This is a genomic window from Nocardia citri, assembly GCF_054065835.1.
Genome location: NZ_JBSUQM010000002.1, coordinates 278,762 through 296,249 on the forward strand (window position 1 = coordinate 278,762; position 17,488 = coordinate 296,249).

The following is a 17,488-nucleotide window of genomic DNA, read 5'->3' on the forward strand; positions in this document are numbered from 1 at the left end:
CCTAGTGCGGAGGGATCACTCCGCTCTGTCGCGAGGGCTGACGCGTCGTGGTCCACCGAGGGCACTCGGACCGCACGGCCCGCGAACACGGCCACCGCACAGCTAATAGTTCGCCGCGGCGCGGCCATACGCAAGACCGGCGCGAATCAGTGTGCTCCGGCGCGGTTTGCCAGGAAATCGTCGACCAATTGGTTGACGATCTCGGACACTTCCGCGGCGGCGGGGTGCGCGGCATCCTCGACAATCGTGAGTTCCGCACCGGGAATGGACCGCGTCATGGTCGCGAGTTCGGCCGGTGATTAGGACGTACAAGGTACCGAGCCGAGTCGGGACCCAGCGCACGAAACGGTCGAGCTCGGCTACGCCGGTGACGAGTTCGAGACCGAGATCCATGGTGAGAAGTGATCTAAGTCGCACAGCTGCCGAGGCTAATTGCCGATCCTGAGGCAGCCGGTAGCGCTTTGGATACTCACACAAAGGCATGCGTGTGAACTGGCGCACACTTCAGATGGAGTCCGGCAAATCCGAGGTATGGCGAACGCCGCAGAATTTGCTGGTCATTTGGTCGGCGAGGTGCAAGGCTTAAGCGGTGACACATCCTCCGGATACCACGTCGGTCGCAGCGGATCCCGCGACCGATAAACTCGACATCGCGGTTTTCAAGGTGGCAGGGGTGGTCGTGCTCGGCGCGATCATGTCGATCCTGGATATCACCGTCGTAACCGTCGCGATCCCGAAATTCCAGAACGAGTTCCACACCACCACCGCGATCGCGGCCTGGTCGATGACCGGCTACACCCTCGCGCTGGCCAGCGTCATACCGCTGACCGGTTGGGCGGCGGACCGCTTCGGCACCAAACGGTTGTACATGCTCGCGCTGACGCTGTTCGTGCTCGGATCGGTACTGTGCAGCCAGGCCTGGAGTATGGAGTCGCTCATCGCCTTCCGCGTGATCCAGGGCCTCGGCGGTGGCATGTTGATGCCGCTGGGCATGACGATCATGACCCACGCGGCCGGCCCGCAACGCGTCGGCCGGGTGATGGCGGTACTCGGCGTGCCGATGCTGCTCGGACCGATCGGCGGTCCGATCCTGGGCGGCTGGCTGATCGACAGTTACGGCTGGAAGTGGATCTTCCTCATCAATGTTCCGGTCGGGATCATAGCGCTCATCTGCGCCTTCATCGTGTTCCCCGCGGATAACCCGGAGCCGTCGGAATCCTTCGACGTCCTCGGCATGCTGTTGGCCTCACCGGGTCTGGCGCTGTTCCTGTTCGGCGTCTCCTCGATTCCGGGCGAGGGCACGGTCATCGCGGCCAAGGTGCTCATACCGGTTGCCATCGGTGTCGTTCTCATCGCGCTGTTCGTCCTGCACGCTCTGCGCATCGAACATCCGCTGATCGATCTGCATCTGTTCCGCAACCGGTCGCTGACCTTCGCGGTGCTGACCATGGTGCTGTTCGCGACCGCGTTCTTCGGCGCGGGCCTGTTGCTGCCGACCTACTTGCAGCAGGTGCGCGGCGAGACGGCTATGGCGGCCGGTCTGCTGCTGGCACCGCAGGGCCTCGGCGCGATGGTGACGATGCCGATCGCGGGCCGACTGGTCGATAAGATCGGTCCGGGCAAGATCGTGCTGACCGGTGTTTCGCTGATCTCGCTCGGCATGGTGTTCTTTGTGCAGTTGAAGGCGGATACGTCGTACCCGTACATGTTGGGCGCGCTGTTCGTGATGGGCCTCGGCATGGGCTGCACCATGATGCCGACCATGACCGCGGCGATCCAGACGCTGACCCGCCAGCACGTCGCGCGCGGCACGACGCTGATGAACATCATCAACCAGTCCGCCGGGTCCATCGGCACTGCGACGATGTCGGTGGTGCTCAGCAGCCTGCTGAACCGCCATCCGCTCGCCAAGCCCGCGATCGCGTCGAACTACGATCCCTCGATTGCGGCGCATCTACCGCCCGGGGCGGTCGAGACGGGATTGAGCCAGGCCGCGACGGCATTCAGCCACACCTACATCGTGGCGCTGGCGCTCATCGTACTGACCGTAGTGCCCGCGGCCTTCCTGCCGCGCACCAAGCCGCAGACGGCCGAGGTCGCGGAGGCACCGGCACTGGTGCATTAGCCCCCAGGGGCCGAGTTCGACTGTGCACCAGTCGAACTCGGCCCCTGGCCGGTTTTCGTTCAGGAATTCCGGGACAAGTGGGCTTGCGATGCTTCGGAATTCGTCGAATCAGGCGGGTCGCTCGGGTGTTTATCGGCCTGTTCGGTGAGTCGGCACCGACGGTCCGTCGACGGCGCTCTGATAAGCGATCCGGGCGCCATCCGAGGCCTTGGCATGCGGCACGTTCGAACTCCCTCAGCCGTAGAGCCTGACGAAACGCTCCAGTGAGCGCTCGATATCGCCCTTCAGCGCCCGCGCGACACCGGAACCGATCGGGCCGAAGAGGGGCGCGCCGCCCAGAGCGATATCGACGGTGACCTCCGAGCCCGCACCCTTGGCGGCGACGAGCAGTTCGAGCTCGAATTTGGTGCCACCCTTGCCCGCGCCGCTCAAGGCGAGTCGTCGCGGCGGTTCAGCGGCCTTGACCGTCCAGGTGACCCGGTTGCGCAGTCCCTTGACCGATGCGACACCGACCAGTTGGGTGCCGACAGTGAGTTCGGCGGGTACTTCGTTGCGCCACGCTTCGTGCATGAGGAGCCACTTGTCGAGCTCGGTCAGGTCGGAGGTGTGCGACCAGGCATCCTGTGGGGAAATCGGCACGTCGACGGACACCTTGAGCTTTGCCATTCGCGCATAGTATCCGGTACTGGCGGTTCGCTATTCGAGGCATTCGGCCATAGCGCCCGGCTACCGAACCGGCGGCGTCGACGGAAAATTCGGGCAGGCAAATCGCACCGATCGAGTGGTCTGCGAAATCTATGGAGACGCTGGCGGGTTCGAGGAATAGGGAATGTGGTCCTCCGATCGAGAGAGACTTCCGGGCGATGCTGCTACTGTGGGCGGGTCGTCGGGTGCCGAGCTACTGATCGGCTCGATCCGCGCGGTGGGTGATTCCTCGAATCGCTTGCCCTGCGGGCACTCTGGGGTTGGTGCCGGTGTCGAAGTGGCCGCATTCGACGAATGTAGATCCTGGTCGGCGTCGCGAGGAAGGCGAGAAAACGCGCTGTGACACCGGCTGTCGCAACGACGAGAGAGCTGATGAATCAAGATATCGCCGTGGTGCTTTCATGGATCCTCGCCCCCGCTCTCATTATTGCCGTGGCGGCGGCGTTGTATGTAGCGCAGTACGCGAAACAACAGAAGATCCGCGCCGACGCCCTCAATAGAGCGAATCGGGTGCAGGAGGAAACTCTCGAGCACTTCGCCAACCAGACACTGCCGGCGATGATCGATGCGGTGCGCCGCTTCGAGGCACCGGTTTCGGCCATCGAGGTCCCGACGGGGCAAGAGAATTCCCGGTTCGTCCAGTGCCTGCAATGGATTGCCGAGCGGTACGCCGACGATCTGCGCATGGTGCAGTCGGAGACACACGAGCAGGCCGCGCGAGAAGCCGAGGAAAAGGCTCAGCAAGCGATCGAAGCGACCGAGGAGGGTACTCGCGCCGAGATCGAATCCGCCTCGCGGGCCGCGACCAGTGCGGCGGTGCGTTCCTTCGGCACCTCCGTGGTCAGCCTCGGCGCGGATGTCAGTCAGGTGGTCAGCGCGGCGCTGCGCGAGCACCGTGACGACGAGGTGTACGCCACCCTGACCCGCATCGACCACACCGTGCAGCAGATGCTGCGTCAGGCGCAGTCGTATGTGATCGTCTGTGGTGGTCTGCCGGGTCGGCGCTGGCCCGCGCAGTCGCTCACCGATGTGGTCGGTGGCGCGATCGGGCGTGTCCGCGACTACTTGCGGGTGCGGGCCAACCAGCTCGACCGCATCGTCATCAGCCGGGCGGTGGAACCGCTCGTGCACACCTTGGCCACCCTGCTCGACAACGCGCTGCGCTACTCCCCGCCGACGTCTTATGTGGATGTGACCTTCCAGGAGGGCCACCACGGCGTCACCGTCATCATCGACGATGCCGGTGTGCGGATGAACGCGGAGCAGATGGAGGAGGCCCGGCAGGTGCTCGCCAACGAGCGCCCGATCGACATCCACCAGCTCGGCCCGTCCCCGCGCGTCGGTTTCCCTGGCATCGCGGCACTGGCCCGGCGCTACGGGTTCACCGTCTACATCGACGGCCCGAACGTCTACGGCGGTATGCGGGCGATGGTCTACATCCCCGAGGCACTGCTCGTCAGCGCGGTGACGAACAGCTCCGCACCGGCCGTTCCCGCTGTCACCCCGGCCCCGGAACCCGTGCCGACCGCTGCCGGCGAGGATAGGCCCTTCGAATTATCCCCGGTTCCGGTCTTGGCCGGGGTGGGCGAACAGCCCGCCGAGAACGAGGAGTTCGCTGTGCACGAGATCACCAGTGGCGGCCTTCCCAAGCGACGTCGTCGGGCGGTGTCTTCGGTGCCCGCGCAGACCGGCACCGAATCCGAAGCGGGACAGGCACGTCCCGAAATCGCCTCCGCCTGGCAGATGGGTTCCAAGAGCGGCCGTGAGGCTGCTGCCTCCGATAACAGCGAAGGGATGTCATCCTGATGAGCACACCGGTGACCGACAGCAGCAATAGGCTGGGTTGGCTACTCGAGGATCTCAGCAACGTTCCCGGCGTCCGGTTCGCGGTGCTGCTGTCCGATGACGGACTGCGGATCGCGCACTCCGACGGTGTCAAAAAGGATGATGCCGAGCGTTTCGCCGCGGCCGCCTCGGGTCTGCGCTCACTAGGTAAAGCGCTCGGCGAATTCTGTGGTGGCCTCGACAACGGTGTGCGTCAGAACATGACCGAATACGACCAGGGTATGATCCTCATCACCGCGGCGGGTGAGGGGGCGCTGCTCGGTGTTTCGACGACGCCCGAGACCGATATCGGTCTGGTCGCGCACCGCATGAACGAGCTCGCCGGGCGGGTGGGGCACGAGTTAGGCGCCCAGCCGCGCGGGAGGGTTGAGGGCGGCTTGTCGTCATGACGAGGTCCCGGCGAGACCCCGACTTGGTCCGGGCCTATGTGCGTACCGGGGGGCGAATCCGTCCCAGTCGTGACTTGGACCTGGTCACGCTGGTTGTCGCCGCCAAGGATCCGGCACCCGGTGCGACTCCCGATGCGCGCCAGGTGCTGAACCTGTGCAGCCGACGCAGCGCCCTGTCGATTGCCGAGATCGCCGCCTATCTCGACTTGCCGCCGTCCGTGGTGAAGATCGTCGTCGCCGATCTGTTGGACAGCGAACACCTGGCCACTCCGACCCCGGCCGAAGTCATGCCGGAGATCACCCTGCTCGAGGAGGTACTCAATGGGCTCCGTGCTCTCCCGGCCTGAGCGCACTGTCGACTATGTGCCGGAGACCGTGACCCGGTCGGTAAAGCTCTTGGTGGCAGGCAATTTCGGTGTCGGTAAAACGACATTCGTGAACAGCATTTCGGAGATCCGCCCGCTACGCACGGAGGAGACGATCACCGAGGCCAGTGTCGGCGTCGACGATATGGCCGGGCTACCCGGCAAATCGCAGACGACTGTGGCGATGGATTTCGGCCGCATCACACTGAATCCCACACTCGCGCTGTATCTTTTCGGGACGCCGGGACAGCGGCGCTTCGTCCCGCTGTGGGAGGAATTGGCGCGCGGCGCGCTCGGCGCCTTGGTGCTGGTGGATACTCGGCGCATCGATAAGGCCGACGAGGTGCTGTCGGTGCTCGAGGAGCGCGGGGTGGCGTATTCGGTCGCGGTCAATCAGTTCGAAGGCGCCATGCGTTATCCGCTCGACGAGATCCGTGACGCACTGGATCTCGCGCCGGACACTCCACTGACATCGCTCGATGCCCGTCAGCGCGGCACTTGCCTGATGTCACTGATCACGCTCGTCGAGTTCCTGTTCCGTCGTCAAGAGTCCCGGAAGTAATTGATCCATTGCAAGCTGATTCCGCAAAGCCCGGCTCTGTTGCGTTCGGGTCGCCGTTCGATACCGACGGCCCACGCGTATCGCTCTATTCCGAGGATTTCGCATCCGATCCGCAGCGTGCGTACCGTGATATGCGGCGACGGTACGGATCGCTGGTACCGGTGGACCTATCGCCCGGTGTGCCGGCCACTTTGGTGATCGGCTATCACACTGCGGTGCGGATCCTCAACGACCCCGCCCACTTTCCGGCGGATCCGCGCACCTGGCAACAGAATATTCCCGCAGAATGCCCGGTTCTGCCCATGCTGGAATGGCGGCCGAATGCCTTGCGCAGTGTGGGAAACGAGCATCTGCGCTATCGACAGGCAAATGCGGCGAGCCTGGTCGAAGTCGATCTGCACGCATTGCATACAGTCGTCGAAGATGCCGCCATTCCGTTGATCAACGCCTTCTGCGGTGACGGCGCGGCCGACCTGATCAGCCAGTACGCATTTCCACTAACCTTCCAGGTGCTGAATGACATGATCGGCTGCCCGCCGGAGATCGGCCAGCAGGTCGCCACCGCGATGGCGGCCATCTTCGAGGGTGTGAACGCCGACAAGGGCAATGTGATGCTCTCCGACGCGTTGTTCGAGCTCGTCACGCTGAAGCGCAGCGATCCTGGCGACGACATCACCTCGCGGCTGCTCGCGCATTCGGCGAAGCTCTCGGACGAAGAAATGATCCACCAGATCACGACCATCTATGGCGCGGGTATCGAACCGCAGCAGAATCTGATCACGAACACGCTGCTGCTGATGTTGACCGACGACCGGTTCGCGGGCAACGTGCACGGCGGAAGTCTTTCTACCCGTGACGCGCTCGACGAAGTGCTGTTCACCGATCCGCCGATGGCCAACTATTGCGTTTCCTATCCGAAACAACCGATCCTGATCGACGGTGTCTGGCTGCCCGCACATCAGCCGGTTGTCATCAGCATGACCGGATGCAATAACGACCCTGCCGTCGGGGTGAGCGAATTCGGGCCCAACCGTTCGCATCTGGCGTGGAGTGCAGGCCCACACGCCTGCCCGGCGCGGTCGATCGCCTATCTCACCGTCCAAGACGCCATCGACCAACTGCTCGACGCACTTCCCGAAATGCGTTTGGCGACAACACCCGAAAGACTCACCTGGCGGCCGGGTCCGTTCCATCGGGCGCTGGTATCCCTGCCCGTCACTTTCCCCAAATCCCCTCCGCTAGCCATGCCTTAAGGAGATTTCCATAGTGCAACAACCCATTACCCTGGATCCGACGGGAAGCGATATCCAGGGCGAATCCGCACGCATTCGTGAGCGCGGGCCCGTGGCGCTGGTTGAACTGCCCGGTGGCGTGCGGGCATGGTCGGTCACCGATGCCGGACTGCTCAAGAAATTGCTCGTCGATGCGCGGGTTTCCAAGGATGCGAGCCAGCACTGGCCCGCCTTCATCAACGGCGAGATTCCGCAGGACTGGCCGCTTTTCCTGTGGGTCGCGGTGAACAACATGTTCACCGCTTACGGTGCGGACCACAAGCGGCTGCGCAAATTGGTCGCGCCCGCATTCACCCATCGGCGCACCGAGGCGATGCGTGGGCAGATCGAGCGGATTACCGAGGATCTGCTTGCCGAACTCGCGAAGACGCCCCCAGGTGAATCGGTCGATCTGCGTGAGGGTTTCGCGTATACACTGCCGATTCAGGTCATCTCCGAACTGATGGGTGTGCCCGAGGAACTCAGTGCGGGCCTGCGCAAGTGCGTCGACGGCATTTTCGACACCTCGCTCGGTCCGGAGGAGTCGCAGGCGAACTATTTGGAGATGTATCGGATCCTCGGTGAATTGGTGGCGTATCGGCGCGACCAGCCCGGCGACGATATGACCAGTCTGCTGATTTCGCACCGCGACGAGGAAGACGGGTCCCAGCTCACCGAGCAGGAACTGATCGATACGCTGCTGCTCGTCATCAGTGCCGGGCACGAGACCACGGTCAACCTGCTCGACCAGGCGATCTTCGCGCTGCTGACCAATCCGCGGCAGCGCGCCGCGCTGGTCGCGGACCGGGCGACCTGGGCCGATCTGGTCGAGGAGGCGCTGCGGTTCGAGGCACCGATCGCACATCTGCCGTTGCGGTTCGCGGTCGACGATATCGAGGTCGATGGAGTACATATCGCCAAGGGCGAGGCCATTCTCGCTTCGTATGCGGCGGCGAGCCGGGATCGAAAAGTTCACGGAGACACCGCCGATCAATTCGATATCGCCCGAGAAGATAAGGAGCACTTGGCCTTCGGGTACGGCGTGCACCATTGCCTGGGGGCACCATTGGCCCGGCTCGAGGCACTGGTGTCGTTGCCCGCGATCTTCGAGCGGTTTCCGGATATGCGGCTGGCGGCGGATCCGTCCGAGTTGGGGTCGGTGGCCAGCTTTATCTCCAATGGGCATGCCAGATTGCCGGTGACGCTGGTGCCGGCGGAGTAGTCCACCTGAAAAGCCGGGCCCCCTTCCGATTTCGATCGGGAGGGGGTTCGTGCCCTTTCCGGTCAGCCCAGTGCGCCGAGGCGGCCCTGTTTCCGGGCTCGGGCCAGTCCGCGCCGGGCCATTAGTCCGTTGGCCAGCAACAGCAGTGTCTTGTTCACGGGTGCGAGGAAACCCGACTGGGTATGGGGTGCGTAGGTCGCGTCGGTGCCGTCGATTTCGATCCGGCCGGTGTGCTGACGGCATTCGTGACCGACGAGTTGTGGGCGGTAGGTGTGGGCGAGTAGGCCCGCGCGGCGGCAGCGCGAGCACGGTGCTCGGCGGTGAGATCAGTCGGCAATCTGGCGCGTCGACCGATCCGGCAGGATCCCGGCCTGGACGAGTTCCTCGTAGATCCGCTGCTGCTCATCGTTGAGATTCGAGTACAGCATGTCGTACGCCAGATCTTCCTCGGCGAGCACCGCGACCGGATCCCAGTCATCACCGAGCGCCGCGACGACGGCGCTGCGCCGTCGTACCTCGTCCAGCGTCAGGTCGTAAGCAAAATTGTGGTCGGCCATTTGGGCATCTCCAACCGAGTTCTTTCCGAAAACGAATTGATAACAATGCCCAACCGTGCCTTTTCGGGCAATGACCTGCATCACGTTCCACGGTTGACTTCGTCACATTTGATGCCCGTGCGCGAACTGGACCACGGAGTAAATTCGCCCGCATAATCGCCCCACACGCCCCACCGCTGAAATCCCATTCCTCCGGACGATCGCCGCAGCTTATCGGCCGATTGGCGACTGCCAATGGGTTCACGGACGACATCGGTCCGTATTTCGATGTGGACACGATATCGGGGACTGTCACTTCAGCTCATCATGCCCAGCACAGACTCGAACGGGCTCAATGGATCCAGTGATCACCTTTCATGCTTGGACACCTGTATAGGTTTGCTGACTCGAAAGGAATTGCTACATGAGCACTCTGGGCACCCCTCTCAAGAAGATCGTCATCACCAGCGCCATCATCGGCGGGGCCGGCATGGCATCCGTTGGCCAAGCCTCCGCCGCTACCGATCAGGACTGGGACAGCGTCGCCGCGTGCGAGTCGGGTGGTAATTGGAGTATCGACACCGGCAACGGGTTTCAGGGCGGCCTGCAGTTCACGCCGGGAACATGGGCTGCGTATGGCGGTGCGGCATATGGGCAGACAGCCGACAAGGCCACCCGTGAGCAGCAGATCGCCGTCGCCGAGCGGGTTCTCGCCGCTGAGGGCTGGGGCCCTTGGGCAGGTTGTTCGGCAGCGCTCGGCCTCTTCCGGTGAGACAGTGGAGCTGTCCAGCGGGCACGACCGAGCCATGACACTGTCATCGTCCCGATCCTCGTGAACGCCGCACGCTGCGGTGAACACCTCGCGGCATATCGACAGGTAAAGACAACCGTTGTGTACATAATTGCGCAACGCTGGGGCGATTCCGGATGTAGCGCTCCGGTGGGCGGCTATCTATGATCTCCGCTGGCAACTCGGCACAACGGGGACGGCATCATGAGCTACCGAACGATCACGACCGCGACCGTGCTCGGCACCGCGATCGCCGCCCTGGCCTGCACCGCGCCGGCGGCGAATGCCGTGGTGACGCGGGTCGGGGTGATGCCGGATTCGAACTACGGCCTGGCGACCAACTACGGCACCGACTGTCCGGCCACCGCCGAGGCGTACGTCGACAACGCCGCCGACCCGGTCTCCTTCTACGACAACGGCGTCCTGTTCGGAGTGGTCCGCCCGCTGGGTGGCATCGCCCTGCTGACCTGGATCCCGAAAGCCACCGGCCCGCACACGATCAGCGCCGTGCAGGCCCCGGATGTCACGCCCATCGCAACGGTGGAAGTCCGGGTCGGCGCCGGCGTACACGTTGGCTTCGCCTGCGTCGTCTTCGGCGGTTGAACTTCAGCGGGCTCCGCGCCGGCCCCGGTGCAGGCGATCTCCCCGGCGCGTGGCCGAATGCGGGCCGCTGAGCCCGCGCATCGTCGCCGGCACGCTCGGCGATGACCGCGTGCTCAGCGTGCGGTATCGGGTGCGCGCGATCGGCGCCACCGATTGGCGCTCACCGAGTGCGGGGTGGGATTCGGGCCTCGGGCTCACAACACGCCGATGGCCTTGAGTAATAGCAGGGTCAGACCGGCCGTACCCGCGAAGGCGACGCTGCCGTCACGGATCACGATGCCCGCGGGTGAGCCGCTGACCTTGGAGAGGATTCCGGAAATCACCGCGACGATGATGCCGACGAGCACGGCGACGATAACGAACAAGACCTGAACGGTAGTGGACACTCGACGCTCCCTCGATGTGGATTGTCGCAGTCTAGGGAGTACGTAGGCTATTTCGTAGAAAGTTGTGGGATTCGTTGTGGTAAAACCGGTTTGGTTGCCGCCAATCCGTACGACAACGTGAGGATCGGGTCTGACGGTACGGCCGTTCGCGAGCAGCGGATCGAGTCCGTCATCGATGTCCACCGAGCCATCGAATTTCGGGAGCAGAACTCCTATGGCGCGTGTGCCGACGATTCAAAGCATTCTCTTGGGTAATTTTGGCACGGTACACGGAAAATCCAGGTTCACTGGAGTTACAGAGTTGTGCGGATCGGCAGCGTTGGGGCAGGTCCAGCCTGAGGAGGTCAGACCTTGCAGACAACCGCTTCGATCGCCATCGCCCGCCGAACACCGGTTGGGCTGGGTATCACGCCCGGTGTGGTGAGCACCCGGGGGCGGCGTTCGCTCAATGCCGACGCGTTTGCCACCTATACCGACCCCGGCGTCGGGCGCACCGCATTCGTCGTCGCCGACGGGGTCGGCGACAACCTGGCCGCGGCCAGGGCGGCGCGGACCGCCGCTTCGGTGGCCGCGCGGATCGGTGCGGGCAACGGTGCGCTGGCCGGTGTGGTCGCGGCACAGCAGGAGTTGCTGCGGGAATTTCCGGAGGAGCAGGCCGACAGTGTGCTCGTGATCGCCGTACTGCCCGCGGCCGATCAGCCCGACGGCCCCTGCGATATCGCCTGGGTCGGCGACTGTCGCGCCTACCGCTGGAACGGCCGGGTGCTGCATCAGATCACCACCGACCACACCGTCGCGGAGTTCATGCGCGCCAAGGGGGTTCGCCCGGCGCACCGCATGGACCATCTCGTCACCACCTCGACCCGCACCGCAAGCCCGGACGTCATCGGTCGCGCCGCCACCGGATCGAGCCGGGGCCGACTGCTGCTGAGCACCGACGGTGTGCACAAGCGGCTCGATATGTTCGCGATCAAATCGATACTTGTCGCGGGGCAAACCGCTGCCAACGCTGCGGAAACCTTGGTGGACAACGCATTACAGGCCGGTAGCTCCGATAACGCGACGGCGCTCGTCGTGGACTGCCGGTAATCGCATTTCCTGCTAGAACTATCTGGTCAGTGTGTCTAGTGGAGTGTCGTGTCATGCGGGCGATTCAGATCAGCGAGTTGGGCGGACCCGAGGTATTGCAGGAGGTGGAACTCGATGCCCCGGAACCGGGCCCCGGTGAGGTCGCCATCGATGTCGACCATATCGGGGTGAACTTCGCCGATCTGCAGGCGCGTTCGGTCGGATATCGGGTCCGGGATCTGCCGTTCGTGCCTGGGCTCGAACTTTCGGGGCGGGTGCGCTCGATCGGCGAAGGTGTCGACGGGTTCACGGTTGGTCAGTCGGTGGCGGCGATCACCGAGGGCGGCGCCTACGCCGAAGTCGCCGTGGTACCCGCCGCGACAGTGTTCGCGGTGCCCGATGGTGTCGACTTGCGTACGGCCGCAACGCTTCCCACAGTCCTGCCGACCGCGTATGCGCTGATCAATACCGTCGCCAAGCTGCAGCCGGGGGAGACCGTGCTGGTACAGGCCGCGCCGGCGGGGTGGGCACCATGGTGGGCAGGTGGCCAAGCTGGCGGGTGCCGGCGCGGTGTACGGCGTGGTCTCCAGCGAGGCCAAGGCGGATTACGCGCGCAAGCTCGGTTACGACGATGCCTTCCTAGCCGAGACCTTCGATACCGATGTCCGGGAGGCGACCGGTGGTCGCGGTGTCGATATCGTGCTCGATCCGGTCGGCGGGCAGACCCTGCGGCGCGGCCTCGATTCGCTGGCGTTGTTCGGCCGGCTGATCTCCTATGGCAATGCGAGCGGTGAGCCGGGCTGGCAGATCGGCCAACCCGAGCTTTACCCCAGGGGTCTGTCGATCTCCGGGTTCTCGATCCTCGGGCTCACCGCCGATGCGCCGCGGGCTTTGCGGGAAATAGCCGATCGGGCGTTCCGATTGGTCACCACGGGTCAGGTGGAGCTGCCGATCACCGCGGAGTTCCCGCTGTCCGAGGTCGCCGAGGCGCATCGATTGATGGGCAGCCGCACCTCGACCGGCAAACTCGTGCTCGCGGTCAACGGCTGAAATCATTTGTCGGCGAGCCGGTTTCCCTGAAATCGGTAGGGCACCGGGCAGGTCGGTGAACGGTCGCCAGCGGTGGCGCGGCCAACTCGAACGCGTCGAGGATGACGAGATCGCTCCGGCCGGTATCGGCGTTGGAGACGTCGGTCACCAGGTAGCCGTCGCCGCCGGGGCGGTCGTCCGCGGGCGCGGATCTATCGGCAACCACCGGATCGCGCCGCGCGGGTCGTCCCGGCGCAGTACCCCGAGCCGGCCTTGGTCCTGGGTTCCGAATATGTTTCGAATCGATAGTCCGCCAGGTCCTCGAATATGAATATCGAAATGTCCATTCGAATAGTTGGAGAATTATATTCACCGATATAGACCTTACCTTGCATGATCTTCATACTTGCACGGAAGTGATCGAACGATCACATGTCGCCAATCCGCTGGATCGACATACAGGAGTGTTGATGAAGATCGGAATTCCCCGCGAGGTCAAAAACCACGAGTACCGGGTCGCGTGTACACCCGCGGGTGCACACGAGCTGGTCTCGCGCGGACACGAGGTGTACATCGAGGCCGGTGCGGGTCAGGGGTCGGCATTCGAGGATATGGCCTACGCGGCCGTGGGGGCGCGGGTACTGGATACCGCCGATGAGGTCTGGGGCGCCGCGGACATGGTTCTCAAGGTGAAAGAGCCGGTGGCCGAGGAGTATTCGCGTATGCGGGAGGGGCAGCTGCTGTTCACCTACCTGCACCTGGCGGCATCCAAGGAGTGCACCGACGCGCTGCTGAAATCCGGGATCACTTCGATCGCCTACGAGACCGTCATCGGGAAGGATGGATCGCTGCCACTACTCGCACCGATGAGCGAGGTCGCAGGGCGGCTCGCGCCGCAGGCCGGTGCGTATCACCTGATGCGCAGCGGCGGTGGCCGCGGCGTGCTGATGAGCGGAGTGCCGGGGACACGTCCGGCTGAGGTGGTCGTACTCGGCGGCGGTGTTTCGGGCAGCAATGCGATCGCCGTCGCGGTCGGTATGCACGCGGACGTGACGGTGCTGGATCTGAATATCGCGCGCCTGCGTGCGCTGGACGGACAGTACCGCGGTCAGGTGCGGACTGTCATCTCCAACACCTTCGAGGTGGAGAGTCTGGTTCGGGAGGCGGATCTGGTGATCGGCGCGGTGCTGGTGCCCGGCGCCAAGGCTCCGACGCTGGTGTCCAATGACCTTGTCGCACAGATGAAGCCGGGCTCGGTGCTGGTGGATATCGCCATCGATCAGGGCGGTTGTTTCGCGGATTCGCGACCGACCACCCATGCCGAGCCGACCTATCGGGTGCACAATTCGGTCTTCTATTGCGTCGCCAATATGCCCGGCGCAGTGCCATACACCTCGACCGTGGCGCTCACCAATGCCACACTGCCGTACGCGATTTCGCTCGCCGAGCGCGGCTGGCACGATGCGGTCGCCGCAGACCCGGGGCTGGCCGCCGGGCTGAGCACGCACCGTGGCCACCTGCTGTCCGAATCCGTCGCGGCCGCCCACGATTACGCCGCCGAGACGCTTGCCGCTTAACCCATCGGGCTGGTTCTGGGGCGCACGTGCTCGAAGATGAGGATCGTCTCGGTAGAGGCGACCGCAGGATGCGCGCTCAGATGTTCCAGTACGAAGCCCCGCAGTTCCTCGGTATCGGCCGTGGCGACATGGATCAGATAGTCGTCGGCGCCCGCGATGAAATACACGTTCAGCACTTCGTCGAGTCCGGCCAATTGCTCCCCGAACTCGGCGAGGTGCGGACGTGAGCTGGCCTGCACCCGAACCGCGATCATGGCCTGCAGATTCCGGCCCAGCGCGGCTGGATCTATATCGGCGTGGAATCCGCGAATTACACCGCGCTCCACCAGCGACCGCACCCGACCCAGACATGTCGACGGTGCGATACCCGCGACATCGGCCAGCGCGCTATTGGTCATGCGCCCGTCCCGTGCGAGTTGATCGAGGAGAATCCGGTCGATATCGTCCAGTTGCACCGCCGGATGCGGGGGCGTCCGCACGGCACCGACCGCCGGTCCGATCGGTGAATTAAACTTCCTCACCGGCCCAACTCTATCGAAGATCATTCGATCCAGGGCCGGTCATCGCGTCAGGATCGTCGCGTTGACAGCTATTGGCATGCTGGCGCGCGACCGCAGATGGCCACGCCGTCGAGCCACCGATTCGCCGGCATCAATGCGGGTCGGCGGCGTCGAGCACCTTGCCGATGAAGTGCAGGATTATCGGGTCGGCGAGCACACGGGTGAACCAGGCGGCGGCGAATGGCGCACGATCTTCGGCGGTCGTGGTCCGGATAACCCGCGTGCCGCCATCGACCTCGGTGAACTTCACTCGGCCGCCTTCGTGGCGCGACGACGTAACGCCAGGGCTCAGTGAACCGGTGCGGGCGCTTTGGCGCGCAATACCTCCAAGAAGGCTCGCATCCATTGCGGATGGTCCGGCCAGGCACGGCCCGTCACGATATTGCCGTCGACATGGGCTGGACTGTCTTCCCATTGTGCGCCAACAGCATTCAGGTCAGGGGCCAACGCCGGATAGGCGCTCGACGAACGACCGTTCAGCGCGCCGACGGCGAGCAGAATCAGCGGACCATGGCACAGCGCCGCGATCGGTTTGTCCTCGTCGACGAAATGTTTGACGACTCTGCGGCACTGCGCATCGCCGCGCAGATACTCCGGCGCCCGCCCGCCGGGCAGTACCAACGCCGCGTACCGGCTCGGATCGACATCGGCCAGCGCGATATCGGCTGGCCAGGTGTGTCCGGGCTTCTCGGTATAGGTATCGAAACCGTCGACGAAATCGTGCACGACGAACTGCAACTGCTTGGCGGTGGGGGCGGCCACGTGGACCTCGTACCCCTCCTCGAGCAGCCGCTGGTACGGGTACATGACCTCCAGGTCTTCGGCCGCGTCTCCGGTGATCAGCAATACGCTTGTCACGGCACATCACCTCCGGTGCGGATTTTATCGACAATGGCAGCGCAGGCAGGGGTTTTCGGGCTATGTGGGACGGAGGTGTGGGCGGACCTGTTCGAGTTGGGCGGCGACGGACAGGATGGTGGTCTCGCCATTCGCCGGTCCGACCAGCTGGACTGCCAGCGGGAGCCCATCGGCCGCGATGCCCGCCGGTAGTGAGGCGGCGGGATTCCCGGTCACATTCCAGAATCCGGTGAAGGCGACCATGGGGACCGAGGCCAGTTGTGCGCGAATCGGATTCGCGTTGTCGAGGACGCCGACCCGCGGCGGGCGGTGCGCAATGGTGGGGGTCAGCAGCAGATCGCAGTTGTCGAAGATGCGATCGGCCTTGCGCGCCACAACCGCACCGTGCCGCATGGCCCATTCGACGACCGACTGGCGTGCCCAGAAACCGAGCGCGAGATTTTGGTGAGTACGGCGTTCGAGCAGTTCCGGATGGTCGATGAGCGGGATCTCGGCGCGCACACCGCCGTAGAACTGGGGATAGAAAGCAAAGGTGAAATCAGGGTATTTCGGATCGACTTCGACGACCGAATGTCCCAGCTGGGCAAGGAGTTCGGCGGTATCGTGCACCGCACGTACGTGTTCGGGCACCGCTCTCGCGAGCATCGTCTGTGATTTCGTGCTGTAGCCGATGCGCAGGCCGGTCGGTGTGCGCCGCGCGGCCTCCTCGAACGACAGCATCGGATCGGGGGCCTGGAAGCGTTCGGTCGGTGTGGCGCCGCGGATGACGTCGTACACGATCGCCGAATCCAGCACGCTTCGGGTGAGCGGGCCGATGACGCCCAACGCCCACCACAAATGTGCGTTCGGCGCGGTCGGCACCCGTCCGCGCTGGGTCTTCAGGCCGAAAAGTCCGCAGCAGGCGGAGGGAATCCGGATCGAGCCGCCGCCGTCACCACCGAGCGCGGCGGGCACCAGACCCGCCGCGACCGCTGCGGCGGAACCACCGCTGGAGCCGCCGGTCGAGCGGGTTAAATCCCACGGATTGCGGGTCACCCCGTAGGTGGTGGATTCGGTGTAGGGCCACTGCCCGAACTCGGGCATGGTGGTCTTGCCGACAATGACCGCGCCCGCCGCCCGCAGCCGCCGCACCACTTCGGCATCGGCGACCGCCGGGGTGAGGTTGGCGCGGGTGCCGAAGGTGGTCGGGACGCCCGCCACGTCGATCTCGTCCTTCACCGCGATCGGGATGCCGTGCAACGGCCCGCGTGCCGTGACATCCTGATGATCCCGTTCGATGGCTTCGGCGACGGCCTGTTCGTGCAGTACCCGAGTGAAGGCATTGAGTTCGCCCGCTTGCTCGATCCCGTCAAGCGTTGCCTCGGTCAGTTCACGGGCCGTCAGCACCCCTTGCTCCAGCAGCTGCCGCTGCTCCCACACACCCGCGGAAACGACCTCGCGAAGGTCCATCTCTACCGCTCCTCCCGACCGACATGTCAGCGAGCTGCAAGCAGTCGCACAGTGGCGTGACCTGTGGAGTCAGTTATTGATCCGAGCACCCGACAGTAGTAAGTCAACTGACCATTCCGCAATAGTTACGGGCCGCGTGCGCGCTGGG

20 protein-coding genes and 2 pseudogenes are annotated in these 17,488 nt (G+C 64.4%); 13 read left to right on the top strand and 9 right to left on the bottom strand.

All coding sequences use genetic code 11. From position 1 onward, the window contains the following. Positions 1–146: 146 nt before the first annotated feature. Entirely contained in the window at positions 147–278 is a 132-nt protein-coding gene (locus tag ACW2Q0_RS04975) for a hypothetical protein (RefSeq protein ID WP_457186609.1), read from the bottom strand. A 311-nt stretch (positions 279–589) separates the two neighbouring features. Here ACW2Q0_RS04975 and ACW2Q0_RS04980 point away from each other — a divergent pair, with 311 nt between their 5' ends. Continuing rightward, positions 590–2,125 (top strand): DHA2 family efflux MFS transporter permease subunit, encoded by a 1,536-nt coding sequence (locus ACW2Q0_RS04980; protein WP_457186611.1) that lies wholly within the window; start codon positions 590–592, stop codon positions 2,123–2,125. Between the two features lie 234 nt (positions 2,126–2,359). Here ACW2Q0_RS04980 and ACW2Q0_RS04985 read toward each other — a convergent pair whose 3' ends face one another. Beyond that, on the bottom strand, positions 2,360–2,791 hold the full coding sequence (locus ACW2Q0_RS04985) for a type II toxin-antitoxin system Rv0910 family toxin (RefSeq protein WP_457186613.1): 432 nt from the start codon (positions 2,789–2,791) through the stop codon (positions 2,360–2,362). Positions 2,792–3,202: 411 nt separating this feature from the next. Between ACW2Q0_RS04985 and ACW2Q0_RS04990 the strand changes: the two genes are divergently transcribed. Genes ACW2Q0_RS04990 through ACW2Q0_RS05015 form a run of 6 tightly spaced genes read left to right on the top strand, consistent with a single transcriptional unit; the run spans position 3,203 to position 8,484 of the window. Further along, positions 3,203–4,636 carry an ATP-binding protein gene (locus tag ACW2Q0_RS04990; RefSeq protein WP_457186615.1) on the top strand — a complete coding sequence of 478 codons (1,434 nt, stop codon included), beginning with the start codon at positions 3,203–3,205 and terminating at the stop codon, positions 4,634–4,636. After that, positions 4,636–5,064, top strand: a complete 429-nt coding sequence (locus ACW2Q0_RS04995; protein WP_457186617.1) for a roadblock/LC7 domain-containing protein — start codon at positions 4,636–4,638, stop codon at positions 5,062–5,064. Before ACW2Q0_RS04990 ends, ACW2Q0_RS04995 begins: the two co-directional genes overlap by 1 nt. Further along, positions 5,061–5,411: a DUF742 domain-containing protein gene (locus tag ACW2Q0_RS05000; RefSeq protein WP_040689530.1), complete on the top strand. Its 351-nt coding sequence runs from the start codon at positions 5,061–5,063 to the stop codon at positions 5,409–5,411. Before ACW2Q0_RS04995 ends, ACW2Q0_RS05000 begins: the two co-directional genes overlap by 4 nt. Beyond that, entirely contained in the window at positions 5,386–5,991 is a 606-nt protein-coding gene (locus ACW2Q0_RS05005; protein WP_457186619.1) for a GTP-binding protein, read from the top strand. The genes ACW2Q0_RS05000 and ACW2Q0_RS05005 overlap by 26 nt, the downstream gene beginning before the upstream one ends. A gap of 8 nt (positions 5,992–5,999) precedes the next feature. Next, positions 6,000–7,244 carry a cytochrome P450 gene (locus ACW2Q0_RS05010; protein WP_457186621.1) on the top strand — a complete coding sequence of 415 codons (1,245 nt, stop codon included), beginning with the start codon at positions 6,000–6,002 and terminating at the stop codon, positions 7,242–7,244. Between the two features lie 13 nt (positions 7,245–7,257). Continuing rightward, entirely contained in the window at positions 7,258–8,484 is a 1,227-nt protein-coding gene (locus tag ACW2Q0_RS05015; RefSeq protein ID WP_457186623.1) for a cytochrome P450 family protein, read from the top strand. A gap of 326 nt (positions 8,485–8,810) precedes the next feature. On the opposite strand, the gene ACW2Q0_RS05020 is transcribed toward ACW2Q0_RS05015, so the two are convergent. After that, on the bottom strand, positions 8,811–9,041 hold the full coding sequence (locus ACW2Q0_RS05020; RefSeq protein ID WP_457186625.1) for a DUF6400 family protein: 231 nt from the start codon (positions 9,039–9,041) through the stop codon (positions 8,811–8,813). 403 nt (positions 9,042–9,444) lie between these two features. Here ACW2Q0_RS05020 and ACW2Q0_RS05025 point away from each other — a divergent pair. Continuing rightward, positions 9,445–9,783, top strand: a pseudogene (locus tag ACW2Q0_RS05025) (transglycosylase family protein); the annotation flags it as partial. A gap of 231 nt (positions 9,784–10,014) precedes the next feature. After that, on the top strand, positions 10,015–10,413 hold the full coding sequence (locus tag ACW2Q0_RS05030; protein WP_457186627.1) for a hypothetical protein: 399 nt from the start codon (positions 10,015–10,017) through the stop codon (positions 10,411–10,413). A 194-nt stretch (positions 10,414–10,607) separates the two neighbouring features. Here the strand turns inward: ACW2Q0_RS05030 and ACW2Q0_RS05035 are convergent, their stop codons facing one another. Further along, entirely contained in the window at positions 10,608–10,799 is a 192-nt protein-coding gene (locus ACW2Q0_RS05035) for a hypothetical protein (protein ID WP_457186629.1), read from the bottom strand. 351 nt (positions 10,800–11,150) lie between these two features. Here ACW2Q0_RS05035 and ACW2Q0_RS05040 point away from each other — a divergent pair, with 351 nt between their 5' ends. From ACW2Q0_RS05040 to ACW2Q0_RS05050, 3 genes and pseudogenes are all read left to right on the top strand, one after another. After that, complete coding sequence (locus ACW2Q0_RS05040) at positions 11,151–11,888, top strand: PP2C family protein-serine/threonine phosphatase (protein WP_457186631.1); 738 nt, start codon at positions 11,151–11,153, stop codon at positions 11,886–11,888. A 53-nt stretch (positions 11,889–11,941) separates the two neighbouring features. After that, positions 11,942–12,256, top strand: a pseudogene (locus ACW2Q0_RS05045) (alcohol dehydrogenase catalytic domain-containing protein); the annotation flags it as partial. 76 nt (positions 12,257–12,332) lie between these two features. After that, entirely contained in the window at positions 12,333–12,917 is a 585-nt protein-coding gene (locus tag ACW2Q0_RS05050; RefSeq protein WP_457186942.1) for a quinone oxidoreductase family protein, read from the top strand. On the opposite strand, the gene ACW2Q0_RS05055 is transcribed toward ACW2Q0_RS05050, so the two are convergent. Next, positions 12,907–13,122, bottom strand: a complete 216-nt coding sequence (locus ACW2Q0_RS05055) for a carotenoid oxygenase family protein (RefSeq protein WP_457186633.1) — start codon at positions 13,120–13,122, stop codon at positions 12,907–12,909. The genes ACW2Q0_RS05050 and ACW2Q0_RS05055 overlap by 11 nt on opposite strands. A gap of 244 nt (positions 13,123–13,366) precedes the next feature. Here ACW2Q0_RS05055 and ald point away from each other — a divergent pair, with 244 nt between their 5' ends. Continuing rightward, on the top strand, positions 13,367–14,473 hold the full coding sequence (ald, locus tag ACW2Q0_RS05060) for an alanine dehydrogenase (RefSeq protein WP_457186635.1): 1,107 nt from the start codon (positions 13,367–13,369) through the stop codon (positions 14,471–14,473). On the opposite strand, the gene ACW2Q0_RS05065 is transcribed toward ald, so the two are convergent. From ACW2Q0_RS05065 to ACW2Q0_RS05080, 4 genes are all read right to left on the bottom strand, one after another. Further along, the gene (locus ACW2Q0_RS05065; RefSeq protein WP_457186637.1) at positions 14,470–15,018 is read right to left on the bottom strand and encodes an Lrp/AsnC family transcriptional regulator; all 549 of its coding nucleotides are present in this window, start codon (positions 15,016–15,018) and stop codon (positions 14,470–14,472) included. The genes ald and ACW2Q0_RS05065 overlap by 4 nt on opposite strands. Before the next feature lie 106 nt (positions 15,019–15,124). Continuing rightward, positions 15,125–15,283 carry a hypothetical protein gene (locus tag ACW2Q0_RS05070; protein WP_457186639.1) on the bottom strand — a complete coding sequence of 53 codons (159 nt, stop codon included), beginning with the start codon at positions 15,281–15,283 and terminating at the stop codon, positions 15,125–15,127. A gap of 38 nt (positions 15,284–15,321) precedes the next feature. After that, a complete protein-coding gene (locus ACW2Q0_RS05075; protein WP_457186641.1) occupies positions 15,322–15,891 on the bottom strand; it encodes a DJ-1/PfpI family protein in 570 nt (189 codons plus the stop codon). A 60-nt stretch (positions 15,892–15,951) separates the two neighbouring features. Then, positions 15,952–17,340, bottom strand: a complete 1,389-nt coding sequence (locus tag ACW2Q0_RS05080; protein ID WP_457186643.1) for an amidase — start codon at positions 17,338–17,340, stop codon at positions 15,952–15,954. Between the last annotated feature and the right edge of the window lie 148 nt (positions 17,341–17,488).